The sequence below is a fragment of the Kitasatospora sp. NPDC087314 genome, assembly GCF_044744365.1.
Taxonomy (GTDB): domain Bacteria; phylum Actinomycetota; class Actinomycetes; order Streptomycetales; family Streptomycetaceae; genus Kitasatospora.
Genome location: NZ_JBIUYE010000026.1, coordinates 55584 through 73326 on the forward strand (window position 1 = coordinate 55584; position 17743 = coordinate 73326).

The 17743-nt window shown below is 71.4% G+C and carries 11 protein-coding genes; 9 read left to right on the plus strand and 2 right to left on the minus strand.

Annotated elements, in window-relative coordinates:
* Positions 1-156 precede the first annotated feature (156 nt).
* Both ACIO5E_RS37945 and eccCa read right to left on the minus strand, forming a co-directional pair.
* Entirely contained in the window at positions 157-1563 is a 1407-nt protein-coding gene (locus ACIO5E_RS37945) for an APC family permease (protein WP_280685376.1), read from the minus strand.
* A gap of 481 nt (positions 1564-2044) precedes the next feature.
* On the minus strand, positions 2045-5989 hold the full coding sequence (eccCa, locus tag ACIO5E_RS37950) for a type VII secretion protein EccCa (RefSeq protein ID WP_400676806.1): 3945 nt from the start codon (positions 5987-5989) through the stop codon (positions 2045-2047).
* Between the two features lie 397 nt (positions 5990-6386).
* On the opposite strand from eccCa, the gene eccD reads away from it, so the two are divergent.
* The 9 genes from eccD (at position 6387) to ACIO5E_RS37995 (ending at position 17418) form a co-directional block, all read left to right on the plus strand.
* Positions 6387-7844 carry a type VII secretion integral membrane protein EccD gene (gene eccD, locus ACIO5E_RS37955; RefSeq protein ID WP_400676808.1) on the plus strand — a complete coding sequence of 486 codons (1458 nt, stop codon included), beginning with the start codon at positions 6387-6389 and terminating at the stop codon, positions 7842-7844.
* 216 nt (positions 7845-8060) lie between these two features.
* Positions 8061-8351 (plus strand): 30S ribosomal protein S15, encoded by a 291-nt coding sequence (gene rpsO / locus ACIO5E_RS37960; RefSeq protein WP_280685373.1) that lies wholly within the window; start codon positions 8061-8063, stop codon positions 8349-8351.
* A 456-nt stretch (positions 8352-8807) separates the two neighbouring features.
* Positions 8808-11015: a polyribonucleotide nucleotidyltransferase gene (locus ACIO5E_RS37965; protein ID WP_400676810.1), complete on the plus strand. Its 2208-nt coding sequence runs from the start codon at positions 8808-8810 to the stop codon at positions 11013-11015.
* Positions 11016-11129: 114 nt separating this feature from the next.
* Positions 11130-12482, plus strand: coding sequence for a M16 family metallopeptidase (locus ACIO5E_RS37970; RefSeq protein ID WP_400676813.1), 1353 nt, complete (start codon positions 11130-11132; stop codon positions 12480-12482).
* A 14-nt stretch (positions 12483-12496) separates the two neighbouring features.
* A complete protein-coding gene (gene dapB / locus ACIO5E_RS37975) occupies positions 12497-13243 on the plus strand; it encodes a 4-hydroxy-tetrahydrodipicolinate reductase (protein ID WP_400676816.1) in 747 nt (248 codons plus the stop codon).
* A 7-nt stretch (positions 13244-13250) separates the two neighbouring features.
* A complete protein-coding gene (locus ACIO5E_RS37980) occupies positions 13251-13709 on the plus strand; it encodes a tetratricopeptide repeat protein (RefSeq protein ID WP_280685369.1) in 459 nt (152 codons plus the stop codon).
* Positions 13706-14437 carry an FAD-dependent thymidylate synthase gene (thyX, locus tag ACIO5E_RS37985; protein WP_400676819.1) on the plus strand — a complete coding sequence of 244 codons (732 nt, stop codon included), beginning with the start codon at positions 13706-13708 and terminating at the stop codon, positions 14435-14437. The genes ACIO5E_RS37980 and thyX overlap by 4 nt, the downstream gene beginning before the upstream one ends.
* Positions 14438-14662: 225 nt before the next feature.
* On the plus strand, positions 14663-15562 hold the full coding sequence (gene dapA, locus ACIO5E_RS37990) for a 4-hydroxy-tetrahydrodipicolinate synthase (protein WP_280685367.1): 900 nt from the start codon (positions 14663-14665) through the stop codon (positions 15560-15562).
* Positions 15563-15732: 170 nt separating this feature from the next.
* Positions 15733-17418: a ribonuclease J gene (locus ACIO5E_RS37995; RefSeq protein WP_400676822.1), complete on the plus strand. Its 1686-nt coding sequence runs from the start codon at positions 15733-15735 to the stop codon at positions 17416-17418.
* The last annotated feature ends 325 nt before the right edge of the window (positions 17419-17743 follow it).

Here is a 17743-nt window from a genome sequence, read left to right on the forward strand (position 1 = left end):
ACCCCGGCGCCCCCCCCCCCCCCGGCGCTGCCCACCCACCAGCTTACGGCGATCCCCACCCCCCGGGAGGGGCGGGCCCCCCCCGCCCCCCGGGGGCGGGGGGGGGCCCGGGGCCGGGGGCGCCGGGGCCACCGCCGTGTGGGGGAGGGGTGGGGGTCAGGACTGCTGGTCCTCGGGGAGGCTGATCACCCAGCGGGTGTCCTGCCGGGGGCGCAGGTAGAACAGCCAGTAGAGGGTGGCGGCGGCGGTGATGCCGCCGGTCCACAGCAGGGGCTCGGTGTCCAGCTGGGTCATCACGTACACCAGGACGGCGATCAGCACCACCGGGACGGCCGGCCACAGCGGCATCCGCCAGGCGGCGGCGTGCTTGTGGTGGGCGCGGCGGGAGAGCAGCGCGGCGATCGCGACCAGCAGGTACATCCCGGTGACGGCGACGCCGGTGATGTTGCTGAGCAGCGCGCCCTTGACGAAGCAGAGCGCGGCGCCGGGCAGGCCGACGGCCAGGGTGGCGACCCACGGGGAGCCGAACCGGCCGAGGGTGCCGAAGGCCTTGTTGACCGGCTCGGGCCAGGCCTTGTCGCGGGCGGAGGCGAACAGCACCCGGGAGTTCTGGATGACCATGACGATGCCGGCGTTGATGATGGCCAGCGCGACGCAGAGGCTGATGAAGGTGCCGACCGCGGAGTTGCTCCACGCGGTGACCATGCCGGAGATGTCGCCGGAGCTCAGGGTCTGCAGGTCGGGGGCGCCCATGGTGATGGCGACGACCGGGACCAGGATGACGGCGGAGGAGATGCCGAGCGTCCACAGCACGGTGCGGGAGACGTTGCGGCGGGGGTTCTCCAGTTCCTCGGAGAGGTAGACGGCGGTGGAGAAGCCCTGGGTGATGAACAGGGCGATGCCGAGCGCGCCGACGATGGCGCCGATGCTCACCGTGGTGGTGGCGCCGCCGTCCCCGGTGACCACGCCGTGCAGCAGGCTGGGGGCGCCGCTGTTGGCGTGGGAGAAGCCGAGTACCGAGACGACACCGGCCGCGATGACCTCCAGGACCAGGAAGACGCCGGTGATCCAGGCGTTGGCGCGCAGGTCGAGCAGGCCGGCCAGGGTGGCGGCGAGCATCACGGCGGCGCCGGTCATGGCCTTGTCGAGGTGCAGCACGGGGGCGAGGTAGTCGGCGGTGCCGAGGGCGATGACCGAGGGGACGATCATCACCACGATCAGCGAGAGCACGAAGACCAGCCAGCCGGCCAGCCGTCCGGCCAGGGTGCCGACCATCGCGTACTCGCCGCCGGCGCTGGGGATCAGGGTGCCGAGCTCGGAGTAGCAGAACGCGACGGCGACGCACAGGACGGTGCCGATGGCGATGGCCAGGGCGGTGGCGCTGCCGATGCTGGAGAACAGCTCCGGCACGATCACGAAGAGGGTGGAAGCCGGGGTGACGCAGGACAGCGTGAGCAGTGTCCCGCCCACGACGCCGATCGAGCGCTTGAGCTGTTGGGGCGCGGCGCCGGTGTCGGCCGTCGCGGTGGTCGCGGCGCGTGGCGGGCGAAGCGTGTCGGTCATGTGGCTTCCGATCGGCTCTGTGCGGTCCTGTGGGTGGGAGCGGTATCGCCTCCGCTGGCTGGCTGCTCGGGTTCTGGTCCGGTCGCTCCTGGGGCGCAATGGAACCTTGGCGTATTGATTGCGTCAATGGCTCGAATGCTTCGGAATCCGTTGCGCGAAAGGGCATAAACATGCGATCTGATGATCACGCACGGTCATTGTGAGGTTTGTCCGACTTGTTACCTCTGCCACATCGCACTTGAATCCAAGGTAAACGGAGTGTTGCAAGCTGCTATTCAAAGGTGTTGGTGGAGTCGGAAGGTGATACGTCCAGGCGCCCCCGCAGGCCGCCGCACCCCCCGGGCGGGGTACGAGAACCGCAGCCCCGCCCCGGAAAGATCTAGGTAACGTTTCGACACCTGGGACGCGAAAGGGGCCGGGCTCCTGCGAGCCCGACCCTCGATCACTGTCCGTAGCCGTCGGCGTGGTGGCGCCGGCGTCCTCACACCAGCGGCAGCCAGCCCGTCTGGACCATCTGCCCACCGGTCGCCCGGCGCGACACGTACACCCCGCGGCCCGGCGGCAGCGGCGTCGGCCTGACCGTCCCCAGCAGCGCGCCCTCGTCCCGGTTCCCGGAGAGGATCACGCCCTGCCCGCCCAGCTCGCGCATCCGCTGCAGCACCGGCTCGTACAGCGAGCGGCCGGCGCCGCCCGCGCTGCGGGCCACGATCACCCGCAGTCCGATGTCCCGGGCGAACGGCAGGAACTCCGCCAGCGGCGCCAGCGGGTTGCCCGAGCTCGTCGCGACCAGCTCGTAGTCGTCCACGATGACGAACATGTCCTTGCCGCTGTACCAGCTGCGGTTGCGCAGCTGCTCGGCGGTCACGTCCGGGCCCGGCAGGCGGCGCGCGCAGGCCCCGCGCAGCATGTCCACGATGGTCGCCATGGCCGGCTGCGCGGCCGCGTACTCCACCAGGTACTCCGGCGGCACGGTGCCCAGCAGCGCGCGCCGGTAGTCGCCGACCACGATGCCCGCCTGGTCCGGGGTGTACCGCTCGGTGATCTGCTTGATCAGCATCCGCAGCAGCGCGGACTTCCCCGACTCGGTGTCGCCGAAGACGATGAACAGCGGGTCGGTCTCGAAGTTCACGAGCGCCGGTGCCAGCTCGGCCTCGTCCACGCCGAAGGCGATCCCGCGCTCCGGGTGCTCGAAGCCCTTCGGCAGCGAGGTCCCGTCCAGGACGGCCGGCAGCATCCGCACCTGCGGCGCGCGCGGGCCGGCCCAGGCCCCGGCGACGGCGGCGACCAGGCCGGCCACCCCGTCCTGCAGGTCCTCCACCGTGGAGGCGCCGTCCAGCCGCGGAAGGCCGGACAGGAAGTGCAGCCGCTCCGGGGTGATGCCGCGCCCGGCCAGCGCCGGGACGTTCTGCGCCACCCGGCGGTCGACCTCGGACTCCATCGCGTCGCCGAGCTTCAGCTCGGTCCGGTTCTGCAGCAGGTCCTTCAGCGCCGGACGCACCTCCGCGTACCGGGCCGCGGTGACGATCAGGTGGACGCCGTAGCCGAGGCCGCGCTGGGCGATGTCGCCGATCACCGGCTCCAGCGCCTCGAACTCCTGCTTGAAGGTGTTCCAGCCGTCGATCACCAGGAACACGTCGCCGAACGCCTCGTCCGGCAGCCGTCCGGCCGCCCGGCGGGCCCGGTACGTCCCGATGGTGTCGATGCCCGCGGCCCGGAACAGCTCCTCGCGCCGGTTCAGCACCCCGTGCACCTCGGAGACCATCCGGCGCACCTTGTCGACGTCCAGGCGCCCGGCCACCCCGCCGACGTGCGGCAGCCCGGCCAGCGACTGGAAGCTGCCCGCGCCGAAGTCCAGCAGGTAGAACTGCACCTCCAGCGGGGTGTGGGTGAGCCCGAACGAGGCCACCGTGGTGCGCACCACCGTCGACTTGCCCGAGCGCGGGCCGCCCACGATCAGGCCGTGGCCGGCCGCCCCCGCGTAGTCGACCTCCAGGATGTCGGTCTTCTGCTCGCGCGGCTTGTCCACGATGCCGATCGGCACCCGCAGCCGGCCCACCGGGAAGCCGGGCGCGGTCAGCCCGCGCTCCGGAGCCACCTGCAGCGGCGGCAGCAGGTGGTCCATGCTCGGCGCCTCCTCCAGCGGCGGCAGCCACACCTGGTGCGCGGCCGGGCCCTGGCCCGCCATCCGCTGCACGAACACGTCCAGCACGGTGTCGACCAGCGCGTCGTCCTGCTCCGGGGCCCGCGGCGCCTCCTCCTCCGCGGCCGGCTCCGGCAGGTCCACCCGGGCCGCGGTGAACAGCACCGGGCGGGCGTTCACCCGCCGCCCGCCGGTCGACCGCTGCTGCCCCGGCGCCCGGTAGGGCCCCGAGACGTACGCGGCCTTGAACCGGTCCATCACGTCCTCGCCGAACTTGAGGTAGCCGACACCCGGCACCGGCGGCAGGTGGTAGGCGTCCGGCACGCCGATCGCCGCCCGGGACTCGGCCGCCGAGAAGGTGCGCAGGCCGATCCGGTAGGAGAGGTAGGTGTCCAGGCCGCGCAGCTTGCCCTCCTCCAGGCGCTGCGAGGCCAGCAGCAGGTGCACCCCCAGGGACCGGCCGATCCGGCCGATCTGGATGAACATCTCGATGAAGTCCGGCTTGGCGGTGAGCAGTTCGGAGAACTCGTCGATGATCAGCACCAGCGAGGGCAGCGGGTCCAGCGCCGCGCCGGCCGCCCGGGCCCGCTCGTACTCGTGGATGTTGGCGTAGTTGCCCGCCGAGCGCAGCAGCTCCTGGCGGCGGTGCAGCTCGCCCTCGATCGCGTCGCGCATGCGGTCGACCAGGGTGAGCTCGCCCTCCAGGTTGGTGATCACCGCGGAGGTGTGCGGCATGTCCGTCATGCCGGAGAAGGTCGCACCGCCCTTGAAGTCGGCGAGGACGAAGTTCAGGATCTCCGAGGAGTGCGTCATCGCCAGCGCCAGCACCAGGGTGCGCAGCAGCTCCGACTTGCCGGAGCCGGTCGCGCCCACGCACAGGCCGTGCGGGCCCATGCCCTCCAGCGCGGCCTCCTTGATGTCCAGGTAGACGTGCTCGCCGTTCGCGCCGACCCCGATCGGCACCCGCATCCGCTCGTGCTGCGCGCGCGGGCGCCAGCTGCGCGTCACGTCGAAGGAGCCCGGGTCGCCCGAGCTCATCAGGTCGGTGAAGTCCAGGTTCGACAGCAGCGGCTCGTCGTCCCCGCCGGCCGAGATCCGGTACGGCGCCAACTGCCGTGCCAGCGCCTCGGACTGCCAGACCGAGAGCAGGTCCGGCTTGCCGGTGTACGTCGCGCCGGAGGCCGAGCGCAGCACCAGCTCCTGCGGGCCGACCGTCACCATCAGGTGCCCGCTCGGCTCGTCCAGGTCACCCGGCACCACCTCGATGACGGTCACCCCCTGCACGCCCTCGTGGCTCGCCAGCAGCGAGTCGTGCGGCACCCCGGCGCCGTCCATCACCACCACCAGGTGCGGCTGGTCCGGCGCGGGCGCCGCGTCCCGGACGAACCGCTGGCGGCCGGCCAGCTCGTCCTGCACCAGGAACTCCAGCTCGGCCAGGTCGGAGGCGATCAGCCGGCGCGAGCCCGCGCCGTCGGCCTCCTTGCGGTGCTGGTTGTGCGGGAGCCACTTGGTCCACTCCCACTCCTCCGCCGCGCCCGGGGCCGCGGCCACCGCGACCAGCAGGTCGTCCGGCGAGTGCAGGGTGGTCAGTTGGGCGATCATCGCGCGCACGTTGCCGTACACCGAGTCCGCGTCCCCGCACACCGTGATGTGGTAGAAGGCGCGCAGCGACACCGCCAACGGCAGGTCCTGCAGCGTGCCGTGCGCCTTCAGGAAGGAGTGCATCGCGGCCGCCGACAGCGGCTCCAGCTCGTCCATCGGCGCGGTCTGCGGCGCCACCAACGGCGTCGACAGCTGCACCGGGCCCAGGCCCACCCGGATCTGCGCGAAGTCGCCGTCCCCGGTCCGGCGCTCCCACAGCCGCCGGCCGTCCGCCACGATCGACCACAGCTGGTCCGGCGCCGGGTTCAGGAACAGCAGTGCGCCGCGCTGGCGCTCCGCCGTGCGGCGCACCTGGCGGCGCATCTGCTGCAGGTACTTGAGGTAGTCGCGCCGCTCGTCCGCCATCGCGGTCGAACCGCCCTTGCGGGCCCGCATGATCTGCGCCAGCACCATGCCGACCGTCGAGGCGATCATCAGACCGCCCATGATCTTCATCGGGGCCGCCGCGCCCGGGGAGAAGAAGAACACCGCCGAGCCGCCCATGCCGAGCATCGGCAGGATGCTCATCAACCAGTCCTCGCCGCCCTGCCGGGGCAGTTCGGGTGGGGTCACCAGCTCCACCGGCTCGTCCGGCACCGCCGGCGGATAGGCCCTGGCCGGGCGCTTGACCGTGATCACACCCATGTGTCATCCACCCCGCGGCGTCGATCGATCACTTCGGCATCAGCCCTCATGCAACTGGACCCGTACGGTTCGTACGGGTTTCACACGGGCGAGGGCGCGCCACACGGCGCCGTCCCCCGTACCGCGCGCAGGGGCCGATCCTAACGGTCGCCCCCGCACCGCCCGCCAGGCCCCGAGCCCGCACCGCCCACCCGGGCCCCGGTCCGGACCGGCGCCGGGCACGAACCGACCGGGTAGGGTAACGCCGCGCCAACTAGTGGCCCGCCCGGGCCGGTTCCACGGACCGCCGGCCACCGCGCAGCAGCCGTACCGACCGCCGCCGTGCCGCGGCACCGCCGACCAGCGGCACCGTCAACAAGGGGGAGCGCCCAGTGCGTCGAAGGATCGAGGTGCGGCGATGAGCAGTCCCGCCGCGACCGGCTACTGCCGGGTCACCGTCGTCGCCCCGGACCGCCGGATCGACGTCGCCCTGCCCGAGGACGTCCCGCTCGCGGACGTCTACCCCGAGGTGCTGCGCCTGGCCAACCAGACCCAGCCCGACGGCGCACCCACCGGCTTCCACCTGGTCCGCCGCGACGGCACCGTCCTCGACAGCGGCCTGCCGCTCGCCGCCCAGCAGGTCCGCGACGGAGACCTGCTCGCGCTGCGCCCCTTCGCCGAGTCCCTCCCGCCGGCCGTCTACGACGACGTCGCCGACGCGATCGCCAGCGCCGTCGAGACCGACCGCCGGTTCTGGAGCGCCGAACTCATGCGGGCCTTCGGCCTGATCGGCGCCGGAGTGCTGCTCACCCTGCTCGGCTTCGCGCTCTGGTTCGCCGACCTGCGCCACGACATGCACGGCCTGCCCGGGGTCCTGGCCGGCGTCACCGCCGTCGTCCTCACCGCGCTGGCCGCCGTCCGCGCCCGGGTCTACCAGGACGCCCACGCCGCTCTCGCGCTCGGCCTCGGCGCCCTGCCGCACGCCATGATCGGCGGCAGCGGCCTGCTCCCCGTCGCCCACCCGTGGGACGGCCCCGGCCGGCTCCAGTTCCTGGCCGGCTGCGTCACCGTCCTCGTGGTCGCCGTGCTGCTCGTCGGCCTGCTGCCGGAGAAGGACGCGGTGTTCGTCGCCGCCGCCCTGGTCGCGGCCGCCGGCGCGCTCGCCACCTTCGCCGCCGTCCTGCTGCCGGACACCCCGGCCGGGCACATCGCCGCCGTCACCGGTGTCACCGCCGTCGCGGCCGTCGGCTTCCTGCCCAGCCTCTCCGCCCGCTTCGCCCGGCTGCCCGTCGGCTTCAGCGCCCCCGGCCAGACCCGCACCCGCAGCCGCGACTACGACGAGCAGGCCGAGCGCGCCGAGGCCGTCCAGTACGAGCGGATCGCCCACCAGGCCCGCCGCGGCCACGAGGTCCTGGTCGGCCTGGTCGGCGGTTGCTCCGCGGTCGTGGTCGGCTCCTGCGCCGTCCTCGGCTTCACCGACAGGACGTTCCCCGAGCTGCTCGCGCTCGCCCTGGGCCTGGCCACGATGCTGCGCGCCCGGCTGTTCCGCTACACCGCGCAGGTCTTCAGCCTCACCATCGCCGGACTGCTCGGCCTGTCCCTGCTGATCGTCGGCCTGTCCCTGCACACGCCGCAGTTCATCCTGCACGCCGCCAGCTCCACCGAGGTCGACCTGCGCACCATCTGGCTGGCCGCCTCCATCGCGTTCGGCGCCGCACTGCTCGCCGCGATCGCCCTGGTGGTGCCGCGGCTCGGCGTCTCCCCGTTCTGGGGGCGCATCCTGGACCTGGTCGACAGCCTCACCCTGATCTCCCTCGTCCCGCTGGCGCTCGCCGTCCTGGACATCTACCGGCTGGTCCGCGGCGCCACCGGCTGACCGGTCCGAGCCGACCGCCCCGACCGCCCGGCCGCCCGCGCACCCGGACCGGACCGGCCCGGGTGGGCGGCACTGGTACCCTTGGCCTTCGAGCGCAGCCGTGTGTCCGCCCCCGGTGGGTCGCAGACCGCCGGCCGCGCTCCGTCACGACACCGAGTTCTCGATGAGTCCTGTGTTGTCGACCAGGACCGCTCGGTAGACCTTGAAGGAGTTGCAGTGGCTCTCGCCTCTGACGTCAAGAAGCAGATCATCGCCGAATTCGGCACCAAGGAGGGCGACACCGGCTCCCCCGAGGTCCAGGTGGCCATGCTCTCCCGTCGCATCTCGGACCTGACCGAGCACCTCAAGACCCACAAGCACGACCACCACTCGCGTCGTGGCCTGCTGATCCTGGTCGGCCAGCGTCGCCGCCTGCTGCAGTACCTGGCCAAGAAGGACATCGAGCGCTTCCGTACGCTCGTCGACCGTCTCGGCATCCGCCGCGGTGCCGCCGGCGGCGCCCGCTAAGCACGCCGCTCGGGGCGGCTCCCCACACCGGGGAGCCGCCCCTCGCGCGTATGCCGCGGCCGTGCCGGACCGCGGCGCCCGGACATAACAACTCGCGCGCACCTCCCCTGGTGGCCGAGGATTGCACCGTAGGGTTGTGGGCATGCCGGGTGATGGCGCACCAGCGCGCCACCCGGGCAGAAGGACCCGAACCCCCCGCGGGCCGAAGGCTTCAAACGGAAGCCGCCCGCATCCGAGAGAGCGCCCAGACGCGGACCGCCCGCCCCGGCCCGGCAGCCGTGAGGCGCCGGTCCTCGGTAGTGGCCCCCGGAAGCCCCGCAGACCGAGCGGAGCACCCCGGAGGCTTCGATCGAAGACCGGCCCGACTGCCACCTCCCTGACGGGAGGACCCAGGGCCAGCCGGCAGGCAGCGCGGGGACGCTCTCCCGGAGACGTACGAAAGAGGAGATCTTCCAGGTGGAAGAGAACGTGTTCTACGCCGAGGCCGTGATCGACAACGGTTCCTTCGGCACCCGTACCATCCGCTTCGAGACCGGCCGTCTGGCCCGTCAGGCCGCCGGCTCCGCCGTGGCCTACCTGGACGACGACACCATGGTGCTGTCGGCCACCAGCGCGTCCAAGCAGCCGAAGGAGCACTTCGACTTCTTCCCGCTGACCGTGGACGTCGAGGAGCGGATGTACGCCGCGGGCCGCATCCCCGGCTCGTTCTTCCGTCGCGAGGGCCGGCCCTCCGAGGACGCGATCCTCACCTGCCGCCTGATCGACCGCCCGCTGCGCCCGTCCTTCGTCAAGGGCCTGCGCAACGAGGTCCAGGTCGTCTGCACCGTGATGGCGCTCAACCCCGACCACCTGTACGACGTGGTGGCCATCAACGCCGCCTCCGCGTCCACCCAGCTGGCCGGCCTGCCGTTCTCCGGCCCGATCGGCGGCGTCCGCGTCGCGCTGATCAAGGGCCAGTGGGTGGCCTTCCCGACCCACAGCGAGCTGGAGTCGGCCGTCTTCGACATGGTCGTCGCCGGTCGCGTCCTGCCGGACGGCGACGTCGCGATCATGATGGTCGAGGCCGAGGCCACCGACAAGACCATCAAGCTGGTCGCCGACGGCGCCGAGGCCCCGACCGAGGACGTCGTCGCCGCCGGTCTGGACGCCGCCAAGCCGTTCATCAAGGTGCTGTGCGCCGCCCAGGCCCAGCTCGCCGCCCAGGCCGCCAAGCCGACCGGTGAGTTCCCGGTCTTCCTGGACTACCAGGACGACGTGCTCGCCGCGCTGACCGCCGCCGTCAAGGACGAGCTCGCGCAGGCTCTGACCATCCCGGGCAAGCAGGAGCGCAACAACGAGCTGGACCGCGTCAAGGCGCTGGCCGCCGAGAAGCTGCTCCCCGAGTTCGAGGGCCGCGAGAAGGAGATCAGCGCCGCCTACAACGCGCTGACCAAGAAGATCGTCCGCGAGCGCGTCATCAAGGACAAGGTCCGCATCGACGGCCGCGGTGTCACCGACATCCGCACCCTGGCCGCCGAGGTCGAGGCCATCCCGCGCGTTCACGGCTCGGCCCTGTTCGAGCGTGGCGAGACCCAGATCCTGGGCGTCACCACCCTGAACATGCTGCGCATGGAGCAGCAGCTGGACACGCTCTCCCCGGAGACGCGTCGCCGCTACATGCACAACTACAACTTCCCGCCGTACTCGGTCGGCGAGACCGGCCGCGTGGGTGCGCCCAAGCGTCGCGAGATCGGCCACGGCGCGCTGGCGGAGCGGGCGATCATCCCCGTGCTGCCCTCCCGCGAGGAGTTCCCGTACGCCATCCGCCAGGTCTCCGAGGCGCTCGGCTCCAACGGCTCCACCTCGATGGGCTCGGTCTGCGCCTCCACCATGTCGCTGCTGAACGCCGGTGTGCCGCTGAAGGCCGCCGTCGCCGGTATCGCCATGGGCCTGATCTCCCAGGAGATCGACGGTGAGACCCACTACGTCGCGCTGACCGACATCCTCGGCGCCGAGGACGCGTACGGCGACATGGACTTCAAGGTCGCCGGTACCCGCAACTTCATCACCGCCCTGCAGCTGGACACCAAGCTCAACGGCATCCCGGCGTCGGTGCTCGGCGCCGCGCTGAAGCAGGCCCGCGACGCCCGCCTGCACATCCTCGACGTGATGAACGAGGCCATCGACTCCCCGGACGAGATGTCCCCGAACGCGCCGCGCATCATCACCATCAAGATCCCGGTGGACAAGATCGGCGAGGTCATCGGCCCCAAGGGCAAGATGATCAACCAGATCCAGGAGGACACCGGCGCCGAGATCACGATCGAGGACGACGGCACCATCTACATCGGTGCCGCCGACGGCCCGGCCGCCGAGGCCGCCCGCACCACGATCAACCAGATCGCCAACCCGACCATGCCGGAGGTCGGCGAGCGCTACCTGGGCACCGTGGTCAAGACCACGACGTTCGGCGCGTTCGTCTCGCTCATGCCGGGCAAGGACGGCCTGCTGCACATCTCGCAGATCCGCAAGCTGGCCGGCGGAAAGCGCGTCGAGAACGTCGAGGACGTCCTCGGTGTCGGCGCCAAGGTCCAGGTCGAGATCGCCGAGATCGACCCGCGCGGCAAGCTCTCCCTGATCCCGGTCGTCGAGGGCGAGGAAGGCGGCGAGGCCGCTTCCGAGTGAAGCGCCGCTAGCTGACCCCTTGCGGCCCGTACGCCTCCCGGCGTGCGGGCCGCACCCTGTTGCCCCGCGTTCGTCCGTGCGTTCCCACGCGCGTTTCCTCTGGAGGTACCCCCCGTGGCTCAGGCCCCGGCGGCGAAGCAGCGCCCCGGCACCACCCGGACCCTGCTCAAGGGCGCCGACGGCGCCGGCACGGTGCGCCGCACCGTCCTCCCCGGCGGCCTTCGGGTCGTCACCGAAACCCTGCCGACGGTGCGCTCCGCGACCTTCGGCATCTGGGTCGGCGTCGGCTCGCGGGACGAGACCCCGCAGCTGAACGGCGCCACCCACTACCTGGAGCACCTGCTCTTCAAGGGCACCGAGCGGCGCAGCGCGCTGGACATCTCGGCCGCCCTGGACGCGGTCGGCGGCGAGATGAACGCCTTCACCGCGAAGGAGAACACCTGCTACTACGCCCGGGTCCTGGACACCGACCTGCCGCTGGCCATCGACGTGGTCTGCGACATGGTCACCGGCTCGCTGATCCGCTCCGAGGACGTCGACTCCGAGCGCGGCGTCATCCTCGAGGAGATGGCGATGGCCGAGGACGACCCGGGCGACGTGGTGCACGACCTGTTCGCCAGGGTGATCTTCGGCAGCGGCCCGCTCGGCCGCCCGATCCTCGGCACCCAGGAGACCATCAAGGCGCTCACCCGGGACCAGATCGCCGGCTTCTACCGCCGCCGCTACCGGCCCGAGAACCTGGTCGTCTCCGCCGCCGGCAACCTCGACCACCGCAAGGTGGTCAAGCAGGTCGAGCAGGCCTTCGCGCCGGTGCTGGCCCAGTCCACCGCGGTCCCCGCCGAGGCCCGCCGCGGCGTCAAGGCGCTGCGCACGGCCGGCCGGGTCGAGGTGCTCAACCGCTCCACCGAGCAGGCCCACCTGGTGCTGGGTCTGCCCGGGGTGCCGCGGCACGACGAGCGCCGCTGGGCGATGGGCGTGCTCAACGCGGCCCTGGGCGGCGGGATGAGCTCCCGGCTGTTCCAGGAGGTCCGGGAGAAGCGCGGCCTGGCGTACTCGGTGTACTCGTACTCCTCGTCCTACGCGGACAGCGGCCTGTTCGGCATCTACGCCGGCTGCCAGCCCAAGCGGGTCGAGGAGGTGCTGCGGATCTGCCGCGAGGAGCTGGCCAAGGTGGTCGCCGAGGGCATCACCGAGGAGGAGCTGCAGCGGGCGATCGGCCAGATCTCCGGCTCCACCGTGCTGGGCATGGAGGACACCGGTTCGCTGATGAACCGGATCGGCAAGGCCGAGCTGAGTTACGGGCACCACCTGTCGGTGGACGACATGCTGGCGCGGATCGCGGCCGTGACCCTGGACGACGTCCAGGCGGTGGCCCGTGATGTGCTGGGCGCGTACCGGCCGTCGCTGGCGCTGATCGGCCCGGTCAACGACAAGCGGGCCGCCAAGCTCGTCGATCTGCTGGTGTGAGAGGACATTCCACTATGACGCTGCGTGTCGCCGTGATCGGAGCCAACGGCCGGATCGGCTCCGAGGCGGTCAAGGCCGTCGAGGCCGCGCCGGACCTCGACCTGGTCGCCACCCTCGGCCGCGGGTCCGCGCTGGAGGAGCTGACCGGGGCCGGTGTCCAGGTCGCCGTCGAGCTCACCCACCCGGACTCGGTGATGGGCAACCTCGACTACTGCCTGCACCACGGCATCCACGTGGTCACCGGCACGACCGGCTGGACGGACGAGCGGCTGGCCACCGTCCGCGGCTGGCTCGACCGGGCCCCGGAGCTGGGCCTGCTGATCGCGCCGAACTTCTCCATCGGCGCGGTGCTCGGCATGAAGTTCGCCCAGACGGCGGCGAAGTACTTCGAGTCGGTCGAGGTGGTCGAGCTGCACCACGACCGCAAGGCCGACGCCCCCAGCGGCACCGCCACCCGCACCGCGCAGCTGATCGCCGCCGCCCGCGCCGAGGCCGGCCGCCCGCCGCAGCAGGACCCGACCACCCACAGCCTGCCCGGCGCGCGCGGCGCCGACGTGGACGGGGTGCCGGTGCACGCCGTCCGGCTGCGCGGGCTGCTCGCCCACCAGCAGGTGATGTTCGGCGACACCGGCGAGACGCTCACCATCCGGCACGACTCGCTGCACCACAGCAGCTTCATGCCGGGCATCCTGCTGGGCGTGCGCAAGGTCGTCGAGACGCCGGGGCTCACCCTGGGCCTCGAACACTTCCTGGACCTGTGAGCCCGTCATGACGTCCCGTACCGGTTTCTTCGTCCTGTCCGGCGTACTGCTGCTGGTCGCCCTGCTCTGCGTCGGGGAGGGCGTCCAGCTGGTCGCCACCGGCAAGCCGCTGGGCATCGGCATCGGCCTCTGCGCCTTCGTCATCCCGGTGATCGGCGTCTGGTTCCTGCGCCAGACCGTCCGCTTCGGCCGGGCCAGCGAGCAGCTCGCCCGGGAGCTGGAGGCCGAGGGCGGCCTGCCGGTGGACGAGCTCAAGCGCACCACCGGCGGGCGGATCGACCGGGCCTCGGCCGACGCGGTGTTCGCCCGCCGCCAGGGCGAGGCGGAGGCCGCGCCGGGCGACTGGCGGGTCTGGTTCCGCCTCGCGGTGGCGTACGCCGACGCCGGCGACACCCCGCGCGCCCGCAAGACCATGCAGCACGCCATCAAGCTGCACAGCACCGAACCCGCAAGGAGTAACGCGTGAGCGACGAACCGACGGCCCCCAGTTTCCGCAGCGACGTGACCGTGGAACTGGTCCGCAGCGCGGCCGCCGACTCGGACGTCATCTGGGCGGCCCGCGTCTCGACCGCGGGGGAGCAGTCCCTGGAGGCGGTCCAGCAGGACCCGGAGAAGTCCAAGGGTCTGATCAACTTCCTGATGCGGGACCGGCACGGCACCCCCTTCGAGCACAACTCGATGACCTTCTTCATCAGCGCGCCGATCTTCGTGTTCCGCGAGTTCCACCGGCACCGCAGCGGCTGGTCCTACAACGAGGAGTCCGGCCGCTACCGCGAGCTGCAGCCGGTCTTCTACGTCCCGGCGGAGGAGCGCAAGCTCGTCCAGCAGGGCCGCCCGGGCCGCTACGAGTTCGTCGACGGAACCCCCGAGCAGCACAGGACCACCACCGAGGCGATGGAGGCCGCGTACCGCGAGGCCTACGCGCGCTACCAGGAGATGCTGGCGGCCGGTGTGGCCCGCGAGGTGGCCCGCGCGGTGCTGCCGGTCGGCCTGTTCTCCTCGATGTACGCGACCTGCAACTCCCGCTCGCTGATGCACTTCCTGTCGCTGCGGACCAAGCGGGAGAACTCGGCGGTGCCGTCCTTCCCGCAGCGCGAGATCGAGATGGTCGCCGAGCAGATGGAGCAGGAGTGGGCGCGGCTCATGCCGCTCACCCATGCGGCCTTCGAGAAGCATGGCCGGGTCGCTCCCTGACCTGGGACGATAGGCATATGGACCGAGTGTCTGGCATGTCTGGATTGCGGCTTTTCTAGCCGCTCCCTACATTCGTGAACACGGATTCCGGTGCTGCCCGAACCCCCGAGCGGGCAGCACCGGGATCCCACCCACCGCCTGTTTCCGCCGCTCACCGCGCATGCCCTGTCCGAACCCTGGACCGGCATGGGTACCGTCCCACCGCCTACGAGTAGCTTTGGACGCATGGCTCCGACCTCCACCCCCCAGACCCCGTTCGGCCGGGTCCTGACCGCGATGGTCACCCCGTTCACCGCCGACGGCGGACTCGACCTCGACGGCGCCCAGCGCCTCGCCACGCACCTCGTGGACTCCGGCAACGACGGCCTCGTCGTCAACGGCACCACCGGGGAGTCCCCGACCACCAGCGACGCCGAGAAGGCCCAGCTCGTCCGCGCCGTGGTGGAGGCGGTCGGGGATCGCGCCCACGTGGTGGCGGGCGTCGGCACCAACGACACCCACCACAGCGCCGAGCTGGCCCGGCAGGCGGAGGCCGCCGGAGCCCACGGCCTGCTGGTCGTCACGCCGTACTACAGCAAGCCCCCGCAGGAGGGCCTGTACCGGCACACCGTGCACATCGCCGACGCCACCGGGCTGCCGGTCATGCTGTACGACATCCCGGGCCGCAGCGGCGTCGCGCTGAGCCACGAGACGCTGGTCCGGCTCGGCGAGCACCCGCGGATCGTCGCCAACAAGGACGCCAAGGGCGACCTCGGCGCCGCCGCCTGGGCCATCGCCCGCTCCGACCTCGCCTGGTACTCCGGGGACGACATCCTGAACCTGCCGCTGCTGTCCGTCGGCGCCGCCGGCGTGGTCAGCGTCGTCGGACACGTCGTGGCCGGTGAACTGCGTGCGATGATCGAGGCCTACCTGGCCGGCGATGTGGCCAAGGCCACGGCGATCCACCAGAGCCTGCTCCCGGTGTTCAGCGGTATGTTCCGCACGCAGGGAGTCATCCTCGCCAAGGCCGCCCTGGAGCTCCAGGGACTGCCGGCCGGTCCGCTGCGGCTGCCCCTGGTCGGCGCGACTCCCGAGGAGATCGCGCAATTGACGAAGGATCTCGCCGCCGGCGGGGTACACCTGTAGCAGACAAAGACGTGCGCGCCCCGGCTCGCCGGACCCTCACGGGCCCGCCGCTGGACCGGATCGAAGGCGCGAGAGCACAGACCCAGTAGGAAAACGACACTGAGTACGCACGCCATATGTCTCCAGGGGGAGGACCCCGGGCATATGGCGTGCGTCGTGAGGAGAGTCTTTTGAGTCACCCGCATCCCGAACTCGGCGCGCCCCCGGCCCTGAAGGAGGGCGCCCTCCGCATCACTCCGCTCGGCGGCCTGGGCGAGATCGGCCGCAACATGACGGTCCTCGAATTCGGGGACCGCATTCTGATCGTCGACTGCGGTGTCCTCTTCCCCGAGGACGAGCAGCCCGGCGTGGACCTGATCCTCCCGGACTTCAGCTACATCCGGGACCGCCTCGACAAGGTCGACGGCATCGTCCTCACCCACGGGCACGAGGACCACATCGGCGCCGTCCCGTTCCTCCTGCGGGAGAACCCGGACATCCCGCTGATCGGCTCCAAGCTGACCCTCGCCCTGATCGAGGCCAAGCTCGTCGAGCACCGCATCCGGCCGTACGTGCTGGAGGTCAAGGAGGGCGAGCGCGAGCGCATCGGCCCCTTCGACTGCGAGTTCATCGCGGTCAACCACTCCATCCCGGACGCGCTCGCGGTCGCCGTGCGCACGCCCGCCGGCATGGTCGTCGCCACCGGCGACTTCAAGATGGACCAGCTGCCGCTCGACGGCCGCCTCACCGACCTGCCGACCTTCGCCAAGCTGGCCGAGGAGGGCATGGACCTGCTGCTGGTGGACTCCACCAACGCCGAGGTCCCCGGCTTCATCCCGCACGAGCGCGACATCTCGGCCGCGCTGCGAAACGTTTTCGCGAACGCGGACAAGCGCATCATCGTCGCCTCCTTCGCCAGCCACGTGCACCGCATCCAGCAGGTGCTGGACGCCGCGCACGAGTACAAGCGCAAGGTCGCCTTCGTCGGCCGCTCGATGGTCCGCAACATGGGCATCGCCCGCGACCTCGGCTACCTGAAGGTCCCCGGCAACATGGTCGTGGACGTCAAGCAGCTGGACGACCTGCCGGACAAGGAGGTCGTGCTGATCTGTACCGGCTCGCAGGGCGAGCCGATGGCCGCGCTGTCCCGGATGGCCAACCGCGACCACCAGATCCGCATCGTCGAGGGCGACACCGTCGTCCTGGCGTCCTCGCTCATCCCGGGCAACGAGAACGCCGTCTACCGGGTGATCAACGGCCTCACCCGCTGGGGCGCCAAGGTCGTGCACAAGGGCAACGCCAAGGTGCACGTCTCCGGCCACGCCTCGGCCGGCGAGCTGCTGTACTTCTTCAACATCTGCAAGCCGCGCAACCTGATGCCGGTCCACGGCGAGTGGCGCCACCTGCGGGCCGCCGCTGAGCTGGGCATCGCCACCGGCATTCCGCGCAACCGTGTGGTCATCGCCGAGGACGGCGTCTGCGTCGACCTGGAGAAGGGCGTCGCTCGGATCGTCGGCAAGGTCCAGGCCGGGTACGTCTACGTGGACGGCGCCTCGGTCGGCGACATCACCGAGGCCTCGCTCAAGGACCGCAGGATCCTCGGCGAGGAGGGCTTCATCTCGGTCTTCGTCGCGGTCGACTCGACCAACGGCAAGATCGTGGGCGGCCCGACCATTCAGGCGCGCGGCTCCGGCATCGAGGACAGCGCGTTCGCGCCGGTCGCCGCCAGGCTCCAGGAGGCCCTGGACCGCTCGGCGAGCGACGGAGTCCTGGAGCCCCGCCAGGTGCAGCAGCTGGTCCGCCGGACCGTCGGCAAGTGGGTGGCGGACAACTACCGCCGCCGGCCGATGATCCTGCCGGTCGTCGTCGAGGTCTGAGCACCCCCGACGGCCGGTCCACGGCTGGTTTGACGTGGGGCAGCCCGGTGCGTAATGTTCTCCGGGTTGCCCCACGGGACCGCCCCGCAGGAAGCCCTCGAATATGAATTCGAGAAGTACCGCGGAAAACGGCCCGAGAAACTCTGATAGAGTTCGGGAGCGCCGAAAGGCGAAAGCCGATCAGGTAAATGAAACTCCGGAAAACGGAGCGGAAAACATCTGATAAGCTTGAAACACGAAAGAACGAAGCGCCCGGAGGGCCCGCTGGAAGGCGGTCCGAAGGAAGTGTCCGTTCCTTGAGAACTCAACAGCGTGCCAAAAGTCA

What these genes read in the sequence shown, in the direction of transcription:
- ACIO5E_RS37945 (WP_280685376.1), bottom strand. Translation starts at nt 1,563, where the DNA reads ATGACCGACACGCTTCGCCCGCCACGCGCCGCGACCACCGCGACGGCC.
- eccCa (WP_400676806.1), bottom strand. Translation starts at nt 5,989, where the DNA reads ATGGGTGTGATCACGGTCAAGCGCCCGGCCAGGGCCTATCCGCCGGCG.
- eccD (WP_400676808.1), top strand. Translation starts at nt 6,387, where the DNA reads ATGAGCAGTCCCGCCGCGACCGGCTACTGCCGGGTCACCGTCGTCGCC.
- dapB (WP_400676816.1), top strand. Translation starts at nt 12,497, where the DNA reads ATGACGCTGCGTGTCGCCGTGATCGGAGCCAACGGCCGGATCGGCTCC.
- ACIO5E_RS37980 (WP_280685369.1), top strand. Translation starts at nt 13,251, where the DNA reads ATGACGTCCCGTACCGGTTTCTTCGTCCTGTCCGGCGTACTGCTGCTG.
- dapA (WP_280685367.1), top strand. Translation starts at nt 14,663, where the DNA reads ATGGCTCCGACCTCCACCCCCCAGACCCCGTTCGGCCGGGTCCTGACC.